This is a genomic window from Streptosporangium sp. NPDC049046 (assembly GCF_040649155.1).
In the GTDB taxonomy this organism is placed as follows: domain Bacteria; phylum Actinomycetota; class Actinomycetes; order Streptosporangiales; family Streptosporangiaceae; genus Streptosporangium.
Genome location: NZ_JBEZEZ010000006.1, coordinates 119,484 through 135,593, shown reverse-complemented (window position 1 = coordinate 135,593; position 16,110 = coordinate 119,484). Strand labels below are relative to the sequence as shown.

General features: G+C 71.0%; 11 protein-coding genes. 4 read left to right on the top strand and 7 right to left on the bottom strand.

Annotated features, from left to right (window positions below; all coding sequences use genetic code 11):
* Positions 1-16: 16 nt before the first annotated feature.
* From lysA to AB0B96_RS10285, 4 genes are all read right to left on the bottom strand, one after another.
* Positions 17-1,399 carry a diaminopimelate decarboxylase gene (gene lysA, locus AB0B96_RS10300; protein WP_362897495.1) on the bottom strand — a complete coding sequence of 461 codons (1,383 nt, stop codon included), beginning with the start codon at positions 1,397-1,399 and terminating at the stop codon, positions 17-19.
* Between the two features lie 353 nt (positions 1,400-1,752).
* A complete protein-coding gene (locus tag AB0B96_RS10295) occupies positions 1,753-2,565 on the bottom strand; it encodes a neutral zinc metallopeptidase (RefSeq protein ID WP_362897494.1) in 813 nt (270 codons plus the stop codon).
* Positions 2,566-2,608: 43 nt separating this feature from the next.
* Positions 2,609-3,364 carry a DALR anticodon-binding domain-containing protein gene (locus AB0B96_RS10290; RefSeq protein WP_362897493.1) on the bottom strand — a complete coding sequence of 252 codons (756 nt, stop codon included), beginning with the start codon at positions 3,362-3,364 and terminating at the stop codon, positions 2,609-2,611.
* 188 nt (positions 3,365-3,552) lie between these two features.
* The gene (locus AB0B96_RS10285; protein ID WP_362897492.1) at positions 3,553-5,460 is read right to left on the bottom strand and encodes a glycosyltransferase; all 1,908 of its coding nucleotides are present in this window, start codon (positions 5,458-5,460) and stop codon (positions 3,553-3,555) included.
* A gap of 71 nt (positions 5,461-5,531) precedes the next feature.
* On the opposite strand from AB0B96_RS10285, the gene AB0B96_RS10280 reads away from it, so the two are divergent.
* Together AB0B96_RS10280 and treS are read left to right on the top strand one after the other, a co-directional pair.
* Positions 5,532-7,190: an asparagine synthetase B family protein gene (locus AB0B96_RS10280; RefSeq protein WP_362897491.1), complete on the top strand. Its 1,659-nt coding sequence runs from the start codon at positions 5,532-5,534 to the stop codon at positions 7,188-7,190.
* A 554-nt stretch (positions 7,191-7,744) separates the two neighbouring features.
* Positions 7,745-9,466, top strand: a complete 1,722-nt coding sequence (gene treS / locus AB0B96_RS10275) for a maltose alpha-D-glucosyltransferase (RefSeq protein WP_350948536.1) — start codon at positions 7,745-7,747, stop codon at positions 9,464-9,466.
* 75 nt (positions 9,467-9,541) lie between these two features.
* Here treS and AB0B96_RS10270 read toward each other — a convergent pair whose 3' ends face one another.
* The 3 genes from AB0B96_RS10270 to AB0B96_RS10260 form a co-directional block, all read right to left on the bottom strand.
* Positions 9,542-11,821, bottom strand: coding sequence for an FtsX-like permease family protein (locus AB0B96_RS10270; RefSeq protein WP_362897490.1), 2,280 nt, complete (start codon positions 11,819-11,821; stop codon positions 9,542-9,544).
* Between the two features lie 193 nt (positions 11,822-12,014).
* A complete protein-coding gene (locus AB0B96_RS10265; protein WP_362897489.1) occupies positions 12,015-12,767 on the bottom strand; it encodes an ABC transporter ATP-binding protein in 753 nt (250 codons plus the stop codon).
* Positions 12,764-13,270 (bottom strand): PadR family transcriptional regulator, encoded by a 507-nt coding sequence (locus AB0B96_RS10260; RefSeq protein ID WP_350948533.1) that lies wholly within the window; start codon positions 13,268-13,270, stop codon positions 12,764-12,766. Before AB0B96_RS10260 ends, AB0B96_RS10265 begins: the two co-directional genes overlap by 4 nt.
* A gap of 128 nt (positions 13,271-13,398) precedes the next feature.
* Here AB0B96_RS10260 and AB0B96_RS10255 point away from each other — a divergent pair, with 128 nt between their 5' ends.
* Both AB0B96_RS10255 and AB0B96_RS10250 read left to right on the top strand, forming a co-directional pair.
* Positions 13,399-14,673 (top strand): ABC transporter substrate-binding protein, encoded by a 1,275-nt coding sequence (locus AB0B96_RS10255; protein ID WP_362897488.1) that lies wholly within the window; start codon positions 13,399-13,401, stop codon positions 14,671-14,673.
* 103 nt (positions 14,674-14,776) lie between these two features.
* Positions 14,777-16,105 carry an ABC transporter substrate-binding protein gene (locus AB0B96_RS10250; protein WP_362897487.1) on the top strand — a complete coding sequence of 443 codons (1,329 nt, stop codon included), beginning with the start codon at positions 14,777-14,779 and terminating at the stop codon, positions 16,103-16,105.
* Positions 16,106-16,110: the final 5 nt, after the last annotated feature.

Here is a 16,110-nt window from a genome sequence, read left to right as displayed (position 1 = left end):
GCCGCTCCGGGTCGTTTCACAGCTGTCCTCTCAGCAGGTCGTCCTCGGTCTCCCTGCGGACGATCACGCGAGACACCCCGTCCTTGACCGCGACCACGGCGGGCTTGGGGAGGTAGTTGTAGTTGTTGGCGAGCGAGCGGCAGTAGGCGCCGGTGCCCGCGACGGCGATCAGGTCGCCGGTGGCCAGGTCGGCCGGGAGCCACAGGTCGCGCACGACCATGTCGCCGCTCTCGCAGTGCTTGCCGACCATGCGGGAGAGCATCGGCTTGGCGTCGCTCTCCCTGGAGGCGAGGCGCGCGGTGTAGTCGGCACCGTAGAGGGCGGTGCGGATGTTGTCGCTCATGCCGCCGTCGACGCTGACGTAGGTGCGCAGGCCCTCGACGTCCTTGATCGTGCCGACCTCGTAGAGCGTCACGCCGGCCAGCCCGGCGATCGCCCTGCCCGGCTCGACGGTGAGCTTGGGCACCGGCAGGCCGGCGCCCCTCGCCACCCTGCTCACGATCTCCCGCAGGTTGTCGGCGATCTCCTTGACGTCGGGCGCGGTGTCGCCCTCGACGTACGGGATGCCGTAGCCGCCGCCGAGGTCGAGCTCGGGCAGCACGACGTCGTGCTCGTCCTTGATCTTTACCAGGAGGGTGGCGAGGCGGGCCGCGGCCACCTCGAACCCCGCGGTGTCGGTGATCTGGGAGCCGATGTGGGAGTGCAGGCCGACGAGCTCCAGCTGGGGCAGGGCGAGGATCCGCCGTGCCGCCTCGGCCGCCGCGCCGCTGCTCAGCGAGAAGCCGAACTTCTGGTCGTCGTGGGCGGTCGCGATGAACTCGTGGGTGTGGGCCTCGACGCCCACGGTGACGCGGATCATCACCTTGGGACGCGTGCCGTGCTTGTCGGCGAGGAAGCCCAGGCGGGCGATCTCCTCGAAGGAGTCGGCCACGATGTGCCCGATCCCGGCCTCGACGGCCTTCTCCAGCTCGGCGAGGGACTTGTTGTTGCCGTGCATGGTGATCCGCTCGGGCGGGAACCCGACGCTGAGCGCGACGGCGAGCTCCCCGGCGCTGCAGACGTCCAGGCCGAGGCCCTCCTGCATGATCCAGCGGGCGACCTCGCGGCACAGGAAGGCCTTGCCCGCGTAGTGGACCTCGCCGCCGGAGAACGCGCTCGCGTAGTCACGGCAGCGGGAGCGGAAGTCTTCCTCGTCCACCACGTAGAGCGGGGTGCCGTGCTCCGCGACCAGGTCCCTCACGTCCGCGCCGCCGATCGTGATCGAGCCGTCGGCGCGGCTCGACGTTCGGGGCCAGATGGTCGGATCGAGCGCGTTCAGGTTTGCGGGTGCGTGCGGAGGGCGCTCCTCGGGCAGCACTTCTGCATGCCGGTCACCGGCGGGGTGGACGAATCGACTCACCCGATCGAGGCTATCGGACCCGGTGATCCCCCTGAGACGATTGCCCACCCATCGAGACGCGATCCTGCTCGAACACGCGAACTTTTTACGTTATGGGCCGTTTTGGCGACATATTTTAAGGTCGCACCGCGACACGATCCTCGGGAGAGACCGGGTGAGCGCGTTCCCGGAGGCCGGAGGACCGAGCGCTCGGCGTGGCGGGTACGGCGGGAAGCCGGACGCGCCGAGCCAAGCGTGAGGGTACGGCGGGAAGCCGAACGCGCCGCGCTCGGCGCGGAAGACAGGCCGGGGAGCCGGACCGAGCGCTCGGGTGCGGAGGGTACGGCGGGAAGCCCGGCGAAGGCCCGCCGAGCCTAGGAGACCTGCTCGGCGGGAGCGCCCCAGGTGTTGCAGGACCCCACGGTGCCGCCCTTCTGGCCGCGCAGCATCCACCCGGCGCTGCTCGTCCCCGAGCCGTGCGACTGCCGGTAGCCCGCCTCCGCCCCCTCGTCCGCGCCGGGGCCGCGCCCGGCGAGAAGGCGCAAATTCTCCAGCCGGCGCGGTGCGACGCCTCGCAGCGCCACCGCGGCCAGGCAGTCGGCCTGCAGTTCGAGCCGCCGCGACCACGCCTCGTCGAAGGCCTCGGAACCCCTCTGGTCGGCGATCCCGCTCACCTCCTGGACATGGTGGGCGTACTCGTGCGCGAGGGTGAACATCATCGGGAAGGCCCGCTCGCCCTCGACCAGCACGTTCACCACGCGAGGCCCCGGACAGTAGATCCCGGCCCAGTCGTAGTCGTCGATCCCGCACGCGGCCTCCTCGGGAGCGTCGACCAGCCGCACCTCCCCCGGCGGCTCGTAGTCGATCTCCGCCCGCGCCAGGGTGGCCGCCCACATCCGTTCCAGGCAGCCGGCCAGAGCCTCCAACGACGCCCTGACGTCGGCGTCGATGTCTTTCGGCAGGGTGTCGCAGCGGCCGTCGACCGGCTCGGTGTCCCCGTAGAGGCGATGCTTGGCCGCGGCCGAGATGGGCGAGCCGGGGGCGGTGCCGAGGAGCTCCCTGAGGTCTCCGCCGAGATAGGCGAGCCCGCCGAGGATGACGGCGAAGGCGAGCAGGGTCGGCAGCGTCCGCCGGACCACCCCTGATCGGCGCGGCTCGTGCGCCTCCCAGTCACGAGGCCCGACCATTCACCTCTCCCCTGATCCTTTTGAACTCCTTTGGGAGGGTCTATCACAGTCTCTCGGGCGCCGTCTCGCCGAGCGCCGTCAACGCCTCGGCCAGCACGTCCCGCACGGCCCGCGCCAGGCGCACCCGGGCGGTGTGGAGCTCCGACGGCTCCTCGTCCCCCGAGGGAAGCGCGGCGGCCCCCTCGAACGCGTCGTGGTACGCCAGCGCCAGCTGCTCGGCGTAGGCGGCCCACCCGGGGTCCCGGCTCACCCGCCTGCCGTGGATCTCGGCCAGCAGCCTGAGCACCGCCCGGTCCCTGCGGTCCTCCAGCAACTCGGGCCTGAAATCCCCGCCGACGCCGAGTTCGACGGCCCAGCGCTGTACGGCGACCGCCCGCGCGTGCGCGTACCTGACGACGAACCCGGGGTTGGCCCACGTCCTGGGCAGGTCTCCCCACGCGGCCCCTCCCCCGAGCGTGTCCACGGGAACTCCGCCCTCGGCCACCGGAACGACGGAGGTGTCACCGGGGGCCACGGGGACCTCCCTCGCGGGAACGAGCTTTTCGCCCGTGGGCACGGGAACGGTCGCGCCGATCTCCGTGACGAGTTCGCCGGGAACGGCCACCACGATCTCCAGGAAACCCCGGGGCCGTACCCGGACGGCCGTGATCCCCGGCAGCGCGCGCAGCCGCTCCGCCAGTTCCTCGGGGTCCTCGCCCCTGCGCAGCGCGACCGGGGAGACGTAGACCGCCTCCCCCGCCCACGTCCCCCTGGGAATCGGCGGCAGGCCGAGAACCTCGCCGAGCGTGCCGGGCGTCATCGAAATCCCTCCAGCGTGGCGACCCCGGGCTTCGGCCCCGGAGAGGAAGTCAACCCGGCAGCCTGACTTCCCGGTGAGGTCGTCAGGCGGCGACGGGGGCGGTCGGTGGTCGGTGGTCGGTGGTCGGTGGTCGGTGGTCGGTGGTCGGTGGTCGGTGGCGCCGTCGACCGCCCGACGGTCGCCGGTGTTCAGACCAGGGCGTGCGGGTCGGCCGGACCGTAGTCGACGAGCTGGGCCGAGCCGAGCAGCCAGCGGTCACGGTCGCGGAGGCAGACGTAGCCGAAGCGGTCGGCGGAGAAGACCTTGATCCCGTCCGCGCGGCACTGCCGCATCAGCACGTCGGCCCAGTTGTCCGAGACGTCGGCGAAGCCGATGTCCCGCAGGACCGCGCGGCGGGCCAGCAGGGTGGCTCCCGCGACGTCGGGCAGGTAGGAGTACTCGGCCGAGGGCTGGCGCAGCACGGTCGCCGCGACGTCGCGCAGGTGGGCGTAGTAGGCCGCCTTGCCGACGATGTCGGCACTGGCGAACAGGAACGCCCGGCTGAGATCGGCCAGGTAGTGCTCGCCGTACCGGTCGCGGGCGTCCATGACCGCCACCAGGTCGCCCTGGCACAGGTCGAGGGCCCGGTTGAGCAGGCCGCCCGTGGTCAGGTTGGAGGTGGGGCGGCGCACCGTGACGTGCACGCCGTCGGGCATCGCGTCGCGGGCACGCGCCGCGGCGTCCGAGGCGTCCGACAGCAGCACCAGCTGCACGACGCCCTTCTGCGGCGCGACCTGGGCCAGCGCGTAGTCGAGGTCGCCCCGGTCGATCATGATCACCGAGATGTTCAGGGTGGCCCTGCCGCTGGGCAGGCCGATCGCGTCCAGCAGGTCGTCGACCTTGTTGGTCATCGTGCCCGAGGCGTACGCCTGGCGGAGCGCCAGGTGGGCGCGGCGCGCGTCGGGCTCGGTGCCGATGGGGGTGCCGCAGGCGGCGAGCTCCGCCATCCGCCAGGGCTCCGTGCCCGGCGGGCAGTCGACCGCGACGGGCCAGCGGTAGGAGGTGAGGACGTCCGGGTACGACAGGTGCCCCGGAAGCAGCTCCTCCAGCGAGAGCACCCGCTCGAACCGGTCCCCGGCGAGCGGCAACGGGTTGTGCACGCGCGGCTGGATCGCGAAGGGCAGGATTCCCAGCGAGGGCGCCCGGCGTCCCTGCTCGGGCTCTTGGGCCGCCAGCGCGGCGCCCCACGGCCCCACGGACTTGGGCAGCGCGGTCACGACGTGCTCGAACAGCCGGGCCGCGGCGACGAACTCGGCGGGCGTGCCCCCGGTGTGCCAGAAGACCGTGCGGATGCCCCGCTCCGCGCACCAGGCCAGCAGCGCGTGCAGTCCCTGGCCGGGCCGGCGCAGCTCCTCCGCCCACGGCCCCTCGGTCACCGACTCGACCAGCAGCAGGTGCGGGACCTCGGCGGCCAGCACCCTGGCGAAGTCCTTCGGCGTGAAACCGGTGGTCTGGCGCCACTCGTAGCGCAGCAGCGCCTCGCCGTGCGGCGCGGCGATCACGGCCGCGGTGAGGTGCGGGCGGGTGTTCGGGCCGGTCGGGACGCGGTACGGCTTGAGCTTCACCGGCCTGCCGCCGACGGTCCTGACGGAGCTGGTGGCCTGGAAGGACGCCCCGGGCACCGGCGCCTTGTCGCCCGCCTTGCGCGGCACCGGCTGGCGCTTGGGAGCGGTCGGGCGCTTGGCCGGCTTGGCCGCCCCACGCAGGCCGCGCGCCAGCCGCACCGGGTTGCTCTTGCCCGTCTTGATCGCGTCGCCCAGCCGTGACCAGCGGGCCACCTGCACCGAGGAGAGCTTCCACTTGGCCACCTCGGCCTGGTAGCGCTGCTCCGCCAGCTCCTTGCGGAGCTTCTCCTCGGCCGCGTTCGCGGCCTCGAGGCGCTCCTCGGTCTCGCCCAGCAGCTCCTTCACCCCGCGCAGCTCCTCGGCCGCACGTTCCGCATCGGCGATCTTGGCCTGTGCCGCGTCGAGCAGGCGGGCCAGCTCGGAAGCCCTCTCCGCGTGCGCCACCGCCTCCCGCAACGCCTGTCGTGTGCTTTCGAGTTGCTCGCCCGCCACGCCGTCCTCCGTTTCGTGAGCCGGGCGAAAGGATACCCTTTGGTCAATCGCGACACAGAGGAGTCAGCACGGTGCAGTGGCCGACGTTCAATGTGAGGCCGTACGTCTGCGGCGGCATCGGACACCTCGACGAGGCCGTCCTGGAGAGGTTGCGCGAGGCGGGGCCGCGGGTCAGACCCGCCGTCCAGGCTCAGAACGCGGCCCTGTTCAGTTCCTCCCCGCTGCCCCCGTACCGGCGCGACGAGCGCACCTGGGCCTTCGCCTGGGGTGAGCGCAGGCCCGGCGGCGCGGCGCCGTGGATCACGGTGGCGGAGACCTACGAGACGCCCGGCCTGATCGACGACGGTGAGCGGATCACGCTGCACACCGGAGGTCTCGGCCTCGTGGACGTCTACTACCTGTCCTACGGCGGGGCCGTCTACTTCTCCTCGCTGCTGGAGCCGCTGCTCTCCCTCGCGCGCACGCCTTACGAGATCAACTGGGACGCCTGGGCCTCGATCATCCAGCTCACCTTCCCGCTGCGCGACGACACCCCGTACACGCAGGTGAAACGGCTCGCGGGGGCGAGCGCGCTCGTCTTCGACCGGGCGTCGGACCGGATCGGCGTCGAGCGGATGCTGCCCCGCTGGCTGCGCGAGGAGCCCTACGAGGCGGGCAGGACCGCCGGGGAGATCCTGGAGATCCTGCACGAGGTCTACAAGGAGTTCGACGGGCGCCCGCTGCTGGTCCCGGTCAGCGGCGGCTACGACTCACGGCTGCTGTGCTCGGTGGCGGTGGCGCGCGGCGCCGACGTGGAGTCGTGGACGACCAGCCCCGACGACGGCACCGACACCGACATCGTCTTCGCCAAGGCGATCACCCGCGAGCTGGGCGTACGCCACAGGGTGATCACCCAGGACGCCGACGCCTATCCCGACGACGCGCTGGCCGCGGCGCGGCGACTGGAGTTCCTCACCCCGCACCACGCCTGGTACACCCCGTTCGCCCGCGAGGTGCACCGGGCGGGGCGGACCCTCGTCGACGGGCTGGCCGGCGGGCCGCTGCTGAAGAACTTCATGGTCAGCGGGGCCGCGCTCGGCGCCTCCACGCAGGCCGAGCGCAAGGCCGCGCTGCTCGGCTCGCTCGCGCTCGGCTCCCCGTCCGTGCCGTTCCTGTCGGAGGGGGCCGAGGCGTGGATCACCGACAGCGTGAGGCACGCCTTCACCCAGTCGACCGCGATGCTCAACGGCCACCGGGCCGAGCTGCCGCTCTCGGTCCTGCACACCAGGACCGCGCGGGGCATCGCCCGCTCCCCGGTCAACCTGGTCGGCCCCGAGGCGTCCTTCGCGGCACCGTTCATCCACCCCGCCTTCTTCGACGCGGCGCTCTCGGTCGGCGTGCACCGCAAGGACCAGGGGCGCTTCTACCGCGAGGTCCTGTACGCGGCCAACCCGCGCGTGGCCGCGCTGCCCTCCACCAACGTGGTCAAGCAGCCGCTCCAGCGGGTCCCGCTCCGCTCGGCCGCCGCACCCGCCAGGGAGTACGGCCACCTGATGCTCACCCGGGTCGCCGGCGCCGTGCCCTCGCTGCTGTCGGAGCAGCTCCACGCCGTGGTCGCCGAGGGCCCCGACGCGCTGGCGCGGTTCAACGGCTGGAACGACCGATTCTGGGTGCGCGGCCTGGTGCTGTTCGGCGCCTGGCTCGGCGACTACCGGGACCACCTTCCCGACCTCACCCCGCCCTGGAACTGATCCCCTCCCCTTCCGCGCCGGGAGCGGTCTCCGTCCGTCCCGTGCCCGCCCCGGCCCTTTCCGAGGCGTCCGTTCCGTGAAGGTTTCTCCGTGCCCCGGAGTGCCCCCGGAGTGCCCTGAGAATGCTTTCGGGAATGCTTCGGGGACCCGATGCGCAACATCCGCGCAAAGGACCGGCTCCCGGCCGCGCGGGAGGGTCCGTGTATCGGCCGGATCCCCGGGCATAGGACGAGGTCACCCCTCTGCGGCGTGTCGTGTTTCAGGCAGGAAAACAATCAGCGACGCGACGATTACGCGGTCGTGGCGCGATGCGCGCGAAAATTCCGTGGGGCGGGGGCGATGTACCACACCAAGAGGGCTTCGGGGGTCCCAGGTGGCTGGTAGTGTTCGGCCCAGAAAGCGCCACAACGGACAGCCCTGAATCACAAATTCGTCCTGTCCGCGGCCATGGAGCTCGTGGGGATGACGGCTCCCGCCGGCGCGGTCACCAAACATCATCAGCCGGAGCATCCGGTGACTTCGTCCTGCCCTTCATCACCGTGAGCGAGAACACGATGAACCCATCCCCCCTCCCCTCCCCTTCCCAGGAGTCCGTGGCCGAGGACTTCGTCTCGGCGGATCCCCAGTGGTACAAGCGCGCGGTCTTCTACGAGGTGCTGGTCCGCGGCTTCAAGGACTCCAACGGCGACGGCACCGGTGACCTGCGCGGTCTCATCGAGAAGCTGGACTACGTCGAGTGGCTCGGCGTCGACTGCCTGTGGCTCCTTCCGCTGTACGAATCTCCCCTACGTGACGGCGGATACGACATCTCCGACTACATGAAGATCCTTCCGGACTTCGGGGACCTCGGGGACTTCGTGGAGCTGATCGAGTCGGCGCACCAGCGGGGCCTGCGCATCATCACCGACCTGGTGATGAACCACACCAGCGACAAACACCCCTGGTTCCAGGCGTCCCGGCACGACCCCGAGGGGCCGTACGGCGACTTCTACGTGTGGTCGGACACCCCGACCGGGTATCCCGACGCGCCGATCATCTTCATCGGTGCCGAGGAGTCCAACTGGACCTACGACCCGGTCCGCAAGCAGTACTACTGGCACCGCTTCTTCCACCACCAGCCGGACCTGAACTACGAGAACCCGGCGGTCCAGGAGGCGATGCTGGAGGTCCTGCGGTTCTGGCTGGACCTGGGCATCGACGGTTTCAGGCTCGACGCGGTGCCCTACCTCTTCGAGCGCGAGGGCACCGACTGCTCGGGGCTGCCGGAGACCCACGCCTACCTGAAGAAGATCCGCGCCGAGGTCGACCGTCTCTACCCGGACCGGGTGCTGCTCGCCGAGGCCAACGGCTGGCCCGAGGACGTGGTCGAGTACTTCGGCGACCCCGCGACCGGCGGCGACGAGTGCCACATGGCCTTCCACTTCCCGCTCATGCCGCGCATCTTCATGGGGGTGCGACGGGGCAGCCGCGAGCCGATCTCCGAGATCATGTCGCGGACCCCGAAGCTCCCCGACAGCGGCCAGTGGGGCATCTTCCTTCGCAACCACGACGAGCTGACGCTCGAGACGGTCACCGAGGAGGAGCGCGACTACATGCACGCCGAGTACGCCAAGGACCCGCGCATGCGGGCCTACCTCGGCATCCGGCGCCGCCTCGCCCCGCTGCTGGAGAACGACCGCGACCAGATCGAGCTGTTCACCGCGCTGCTGCTCTCGCTGCCCGGCTCCCCGGTCATGTACTACGGCGACGAGATCGGCATGGGCGACAACATCTGGCTGGAGGACCGCGACGCGGTCCGCACCCCGATGCAGTGGAGCCCCGACCGCAACGCGGGCTTCTCCACGGCCGACCCCGGACGCCTGTACCTGCCCGTCGTCATGGACCCGATCCACGGATACCAGGCGGTCAACGTGGAGGCGCAGCAGAAGAACCCCGCCTCGCTGCTCCACTTCACCAGGAACATGCTGGCGATCCGCCGCAGCCACCAGGTCTTCGGCACCGGCGTCTACAACGAGCTGTGGTCGAGCAACCCGGCGGTGCTCAGCTTCGTCCGCGAGGACGGCGAGGACCTGATGCTGTGCGTCAACAACCTCTCGAAGTATCCGCAGCCGGTCGAGCTCGACCTGCGCCGCTTCGCGGGCATGATCCCCGTCGAGGCGAGGGGCGGGGTGCGGTTCCCCCCCGTGGGCACCCTGCCGTACCTGCTCACCCTGCCCGGCCACGGTTTCTACTGGTTCTCGCTCAAGAACGCCGACGTCCCCGGCATCGACGGCTGAACCCCCCTTTTCCTGGACGGCCCCGGGACGGTCATCGTCCCGGGGCCGTCCAGGGTGAACGCCGACGGTTCAGGGTCATCTCGCGGTGACCGGGACCTGGGCGCGGGCCGCGTACCCCGCCGGGATCAGCGTCACCAGCAGGGCGCTCCCCACCGCGACGAGCACCGCGACGGCGAGCGTCAGGGCCGAGGGCGTACGGCCGATGCCCGCGCCGACGCCGCTGGTGTGCCCCTGCAGGTCGATCAGCCCGCCGACGAGTGAGGCCCCGGCCGCGGTGCCCGCGACCACCCCCAGCACGATCAGCAGGCCGGTCCCGGTGACCAGGGTGGCCGCCACCTGCCGGGGGGTGAGGCCCATCGCCTTGAGCACCGCGAGGTCGAGGGCGTGGTCGCGCAGGCCGAGAGCGCTCGCCGTCAGGAGGTTCGCCAGGCCGAGCAGGGCGAGCACGACGATCAGCGCCACGATCACCACGCGGATGATCGCGAGCCGTTCCGCCGGATTCACCACCCGCCGGACCTCGAGGGCCTCTCCCGAGGCGACCATCAGCCGTGCCCTCACCTCCGCCGGGTCGGCGCCCGGCCTGAGCACCAGACTGTAGAACTGCGGCGGCACCGCGTCCTTGGCCGCGAGGCTGTCGATCCCGAAGGAGAGCACCTCGCCGTCCTGGTCGGGCTCCACCACCCGGCCCACGAGGTGCACGATCAGCGGGGTGCCGCCGACGGTGAGCCGGATCCGGTCTCCGATCTTCACGCCCAGCAGGTCGAGCAGCCCCTGCCCCGCGACGGCCTCCCCCCTGGCGGCGTACATCCGCCCCTCGACGACCGAGAAGGGGTACGGCTCGGCGGAGGTTCCGGCGGCGCGGGCCAGCACGCTCCTGGTCTGCTCGGGCTCCAGCGCGGGCACCTCGGTGCCGGGGTAGACCGCCAGCACCCCGGGGTCGGCCCTCGCGATCCGCAGCGCGTCGTCGGCCGAGAGCTTGTCCGGGCGCACCGTGAGCGCCGCCGCCTGGCCGACCCGCTCCGGGTGCCGCAGGAAGTCGTCCAGGGTGGCCCAGCAGCCGAGCCCAATAGTGATCATCATCATCGGGATCGCGACGCCGAAGATGCTCAGGAACGCCGGGACGCGACGGGTGAAGGCGTCCCGGGTGCCCAGGACCAGGGCGGGAGGCAGCCGTACGAGGAGCGCCAGGCGCGCCAGCCGGGACAGGTGCCTCCTGGGCGGCGCGACGGGCGCCGCGGGGACGGGAGGGGTACGGCCGCCCCGCCAGGCGGGCAGTGCCACCGCGATCAGGACCACGGCGGCGGTGCCGCCGGTGATGGCGAGCAGCGGGACCGGGGAGAGCGGAAGTATCGGCACCCCGTCCAGGACGAACGAGGCCGCGATCTGCCCGCAGACCAGTCCGAGGGCGATGCCGAGCAGCCCGAGCGCGCCGTGCTCGGCCATGAGCACGCCGAACACCTGGCCCCGGGTGTAGCCGAGGGACTTGAGGGTGGCGATGTCGCGCGTCTGGCTCAGCACCCGGCCGCCCACCGCGTTGGCGATGGCGAGCGCGGCGGCCACCAGCCCGGTGATTCCGAACAGCGCGAGCAGCAGGCCGAGCAGCCGGTTGTCCAGCTCCATCGAGGCGCGGACCTCACGCCAGGTGGACATCCGCTGGATCTGCTCGTCCAGGAGGGTGACGGCGCCGTGGACGGCGGGCAGCGTGGCCTCCCCGTCGGCCAGGCGCAGCCCGGTGACCGACTCGCTGCGCCCCAGCGCGGGCTCGACCCTGGCCAGCACGGGCGCGAGCGTCCAGGCGAGGCCGGGCGTCCACTCGGGGTAGAACCCCTGGTCGGCGGTGTCGGCCAGGCCGACCACGATGAGCGGGTGGGTGGCGCCGTTGAGCGCGGTCACCGGGAGGGCTCCGCCCACCCTCAGGCCGAGCGCTTTGGCGAAGGAGCGCTCGACGACCACGCCGTCGGTGTCGCCGGAGCGCAGCGGGCGCCCCTCGCGGATCAGCGGGGCGGCGACCCGGGGCGGCGTCGCGGACATCTCCCGCAGCGCCACCGGCGACCTTTTGCCGTCCAGCGTGAGGGTGACCGGAGCCGACCGGTAGGGGCCCGCGACCTGGACCACGCCGGGCAGCCTCGACAGCGCGGCCGGGTCGGGGGCGTCCTTGGTGTGTATCCACACGTGCGCGCCCCTGGACTCGGCGAACAGCCCCCGCCATGGGTTGGTGCCGTCCTCCAGGAGGGTCGCGGAGGTGATCAGCGCCGTGACGATCCCGGCGACGGCGAGCAGCGTGAGCAGCGCCTGGCCCCTGCGGGCCCTGATATCGGCGCGGATCCACCTCACGGAGGCGCGGACGGTGCTCACCGCGATGCCTTCCACATGATTCGCGAAACCCGTGGGGCCCCCGAAGCCCGCGGGGCCGTCGGACCGGCGAGCCCCGAAGGCACCGGCGGAGGCGAACCCGTGATGCCGCGAGCGACGACGTCGCCGACCCGGAAGAGCCTGGGGAGCACGGGACGGGGCGGACCCTCGGACGGGAAGGGCAGAAGGCGCACCGTCAGCCTCTCAGCTCGACGACGTCGCCGGCACTGCCCTTGGGGCGGCGGCGGACCAGCCCGGCGCCCCCGTCGTCGACGACCTGGCCGTCCAGGAGGGAGACCACCCGGTCGGCCAGGCTGGCGACCCTGGCGTCGTGGGTGACCAGGATGATGGCCTGGCCCTCGCGATGGACCTCGCCGATCAGGCGCAGGACGTCGCGGGTGTTGCGGCTGTCGAGGTTGCCGGTGGGCTCGTCCGCGAGCAGCAGGCTCGGCTCGTTGGCCAGCGCGCGGGCGAGCGCGACCCGCTGCTGCTCGCCCCCGGCGAGCTGCGAGGGGGCGGCGTCGGCGCGGGCGGTGAGGCCGAGCTCGCCGAGGAGGTATTCGCGGCGGCGGCGGGCCTCGCGCGTGGAGGCCCCCGCCAGCAGCGCGGGCAGCTCGACGTTGTCGGCCACGGTCATGTTGGCGACGAGATTGAAGAACTGGAAGACGAAACCGATCCTCCGGCGGCGAAGCAGCGCCCAGGCGCTCTCGCTGAGCGTGTCGGCCCGCTGCCCGTCGAGCCAGATCTCACCGCTGGTCCTCGCCTCAAGACCACCGATCATGTGGACCAGGGTGGACTTTCCCGAGCCGGAGGGGCCCATGACCGCCACGAACTCCCCCGGGCTCACCCGCAGGTCGACCCCTCGCACCGCGGGCACCGGCACCCCGCCGTCCTGGTAGATCTTGACGAGGTTGACGGTTTCGACCACGGGAACCACGGGAGAGGTCAACTCAGCTCCTCCTGGCAGCGTTCGAGCCAGTCGAGGTCGGCCTGGAGGTGCAGCATGGCCCCCTCGACCAGCAGGAGCGCGACCTGGTTCTCCGGGTCGGTCCGCTCGGCGAGTTCGTTGAGGTCACGCATGAGTCCGAGGTAGTGACGGCGCTGGCGATTGATCATCGCCATTCTGTCGGCGATGCCGGTCATCGGGGCCAGCACGAGCTTCATGAAGAACTCGTCCCGGACCCTGGGGCCCTCGGTGGGCTCGTCCACCCACGTGTCGAGGATCTCGCGGCCGGCGGCCGTCAGGTAGTAGACCTTCTTGTTCGGCCGGTTGGACTGCTCGACGTCCACGGCGCGCACCAGACCGTCCTTCTCCAGACGGCCGAGCGTGACGTAGATCTGCCCGATGTTCGGTGAAGGGTAGGCGCTGCCGAAGATCTGTTCAAGTGCCTGTTTGAGCTCGTAGCCGTGGGCAGGTTCCTTCGCGAGGAGCGCCAGCAGCGTCAGCCGCACGCCCCACCTCCTCGGAGAGCTCGTTACGTGAGCGTTACGGGGTTATCCGTTGACGGTGATGATACCGCTATGCATAACATGCATGCATCTACCTAACACGTATGTAACCAACTGGAAATCGGGAGGTCATGGTGCGCCGACTCATCCCCGTCGCGCTCGCCGTGCTTCTCGTGGCGGGGTTGGCGGGATGTTCGGCGGCCGGTGCCCAGGAGGATGAGCGGTTCGGCGGGACCGGTCCGTTCACCCTGGTGATCGGACGCCCCGCGACCGCCTACCTGCAGCCACTGCTCGACCGCTGGAACCAGGCCCACCCCGGGGAGCGGGCGACCCTGCTCGAACTCCCCGAGGCCGCCGACGAGCAGCGGGCGCAGATGGTCGCCAACCTCCAGGCCAAAAGCGACCGATACGACGTGATCGGATTGGACGTGATCTGGACCGCCGAGTTCGCCGAGGCCGGCTGGATCCTGCCGCTGGAGCGCACGATGTTCCCGCTCGACCGGTTCCTGCCGCCGGTCGTCGACACGGCGGTCTACCGGGGAAAGCTCTGGGCGGTTCCCTACACCAGCAACGCCGGCCTCCTCTACTACCGCAGGGACCTGCTGGCCAAGGAGGGCTTCAAGCCGCCGAGGACCTGGCAGGAGTTGCGCACCCAGGCGCGCGCCCTGCACGACAAGTACGGCATCGGCGGCTACGCGGGGCAGTTCCTGGCCTACGAGGGCCTGACCGTCAACTTCACCGAGGCCGTGCAGTCGGCGGGCGGGCAGATTCTCAGCCTGGACGGCACCAAGGTGACCATGGACGTGGCCAAGGCGAAGGCCGGCCTTGACTTCCTGATGGACGGGTTCCGGGAGGGTTGGATCCCGGAGGAGTCGCTCTCCTACAAGGAGGACGAGGCGCAGCTCGCCTTCGAGGAGGGACGGCTCGCCTTCGCCCGCAACTGGCCGCACGCCTACGGACCGGCCACCACCTCGGCGGTCGCCGGCAAGTTCGGGGTGACCCGGCTGCCCGGTCTCGACGGCCCCGGCACCGGTTCGCTCGGCGGCTACAACCTCGCGGTGAGCGCCTTCTCCAAGCGGCAGAAGTCGGCCACCGAGTTCATCCGCTACTTCACCGGCCTTGAGAACCAGCGGCGGGTGCTCGCCGACGGCTCGTTCCCGCCCGTGTGGGCCGAACTGTACGACGATCCCGATCTGATCAGGCGTTTTCCCTACCTGCCGGTCCTGAAGCAGAGCATTCTCTCCGCTCGGCCCAGGCCCGCCGGCGCCAACTACAACCAGGTGAGCCTGGTGATCGCCAGCGCGGTCTCCAACGCCCTCACACCGCCTTTCGCGAAGGACGGCGACGGCGACGACGTCGTCTCCTCCATGAAGGGCCAACTCGAAGAGATAATCCGGGCCCAATGAGGCCGGGGCATCCCCCGGCAGAAGCCGTCATCCCCATTTCGGCTGGTTGTTCGTCCTACATATCCCGATTTCAAGCCTCAATGTCTCAGGAGGTCTGTTCAGTATGCGCAAAACCATCGCAGCGGTGACGACGGCGGGACTCGCCCTGGCACTCGCCGCGTGCGGCGGCGGCGAATCGGCCGCCCCCGCACCGGCCACGAGTGACAGCGCGCCCGCGTCGGCCCCGGCCGCCAAGAACCTCGAAGGGGTGACCGTCGAGGTCGCCGCCAAGTGGACCGGCGCCGAGCAGACCAACTTCGAGCAGGTGCTCAAGGCGTTCGAGGAGAAGACCGGCGCCAAGGTCACCTATGCCTCCACCGGTGAGGACACCGGCGCCTACCTCGGGCCGCGCATCGAGGGCGGCAACCCGCCGGACGTCGCGATCCTGCCCCAGCCCGGCCTGGTCCAGCAGTACGCGGACCAGAAGGCGCTCAAGCCGCTCACCGCCGAGGTCCAGAAGCAGATCGACGACAACTACACCCCGTACTGGAAGGAGCTCGGCTCCGCCGACGGCCAGGCCTACGGCGTGCTGGTGAAGGCGGCCCACAAGTCGCTCATCTGGTATCGCGACCAGGCCTTCCAGGACGCCGGTGTGACGCCCCCCGCCACCTGGGACGACCTGATCAAGGCCGCCCAGACGATCGCCGACTCGGGCACCCCGCCGTTCTCCCTCTGCGGCGCCTCCGGCTGGACCCTGACCGACCTGTTCGAGAACGTCTACCTGTCCTCCGCGGGCCCGGAGAACTACACCAAGCTCTCCAAGCACGAGATCCCGTGGACCGACCCCAGCGTGACCACCGCGCTGGAGAAGATCGCGCAGCTCGTCGGCAAGAAGGAGTTCCTGCTCGGCGGCTCCGCCGGCGCCCTGCAGACCGACTTCCCGACCTGCGTGACCCAGGTCTACGGCCAGGACAAGTCGGCGATGGTCATCGAGGCGGACTTCGTGGGCGTCACGGCCGAGCAGTCGGGCGCGAAGCTCGGCGAGGAGGCCAAGTACTTCCCGTTCCCCAAGGTCGGCGACACCGAGCCGGTCGTGCTGGGCGGCGACATCGCGGTGGCGCTGAAGGAGTCCGAGGGCTCGATGGCGTTGCTGGAGTTCCTCGCCTCCAAGGAGGGCGGCGAGGTCTGGGCGAAGCTTCCCGGCTACCTCTCTCCCAACCGCAACGTCTCGCCGGACAACTACCCGGACGACATGACCAAGAAGCTCGCCGAGACGATCATCGCCGCCGGTGACACGGTCCGCTACGACATGTCCGACCTCGCGCCCAGCGCCTTCGGTGGCACCGACGGCAAGGCCCTGTGGAAGTACCTGCAGGACTTCGTGCGCACCCCCTCGGACATCAAGGGCATCCAGGACAAGCTTGAGGCCGAGGCCAAGAAGGCCTGGAAGTAGGGGAG

What these genes read in the sequence shown, in the direction of transcription:
- AB0B96_RS10250 (WP_362897487.1), top strand. Translation starts at nt 14,777, where the DNA reads ATGCGCAAAACCATCGCAGCGGTGACGACGGCGGGACTCGCCCTGGCA.
- AB0B96_RS10255 (WP_362897488.1), top strand. Translation starts at nt 13,399, where the DNA reads ATGGTGCGCCGACTCATCCCCGTCGCGCTCGCCGTGCTTCTCGTGGCG.
- treS (WP_350948536.1), top strand. Translation starts at nt 7,745, where the DNA reads ATGAACCCATCCCCCCTCCCCTCCCCTTCCCAGGAGTCCGTGGCCGAG.
- AB0B96_RS10290 (WP_362897493.1), bottom strand. Translation starts at nt 3,364, where the DNA reads ATGACGCCCGGCACGCTCGGCGAGGTTCTCGGCCTGCCGCCGATTCCC.
- AB0B96_RS10295 (WP_362897494.1), bottom strand. Translation starts at nt 2,565, where the DNA reads ATGGTCGGGCCTCGTGACTGGGAGGCGCACGAGCCGCGCCGATCAGGG.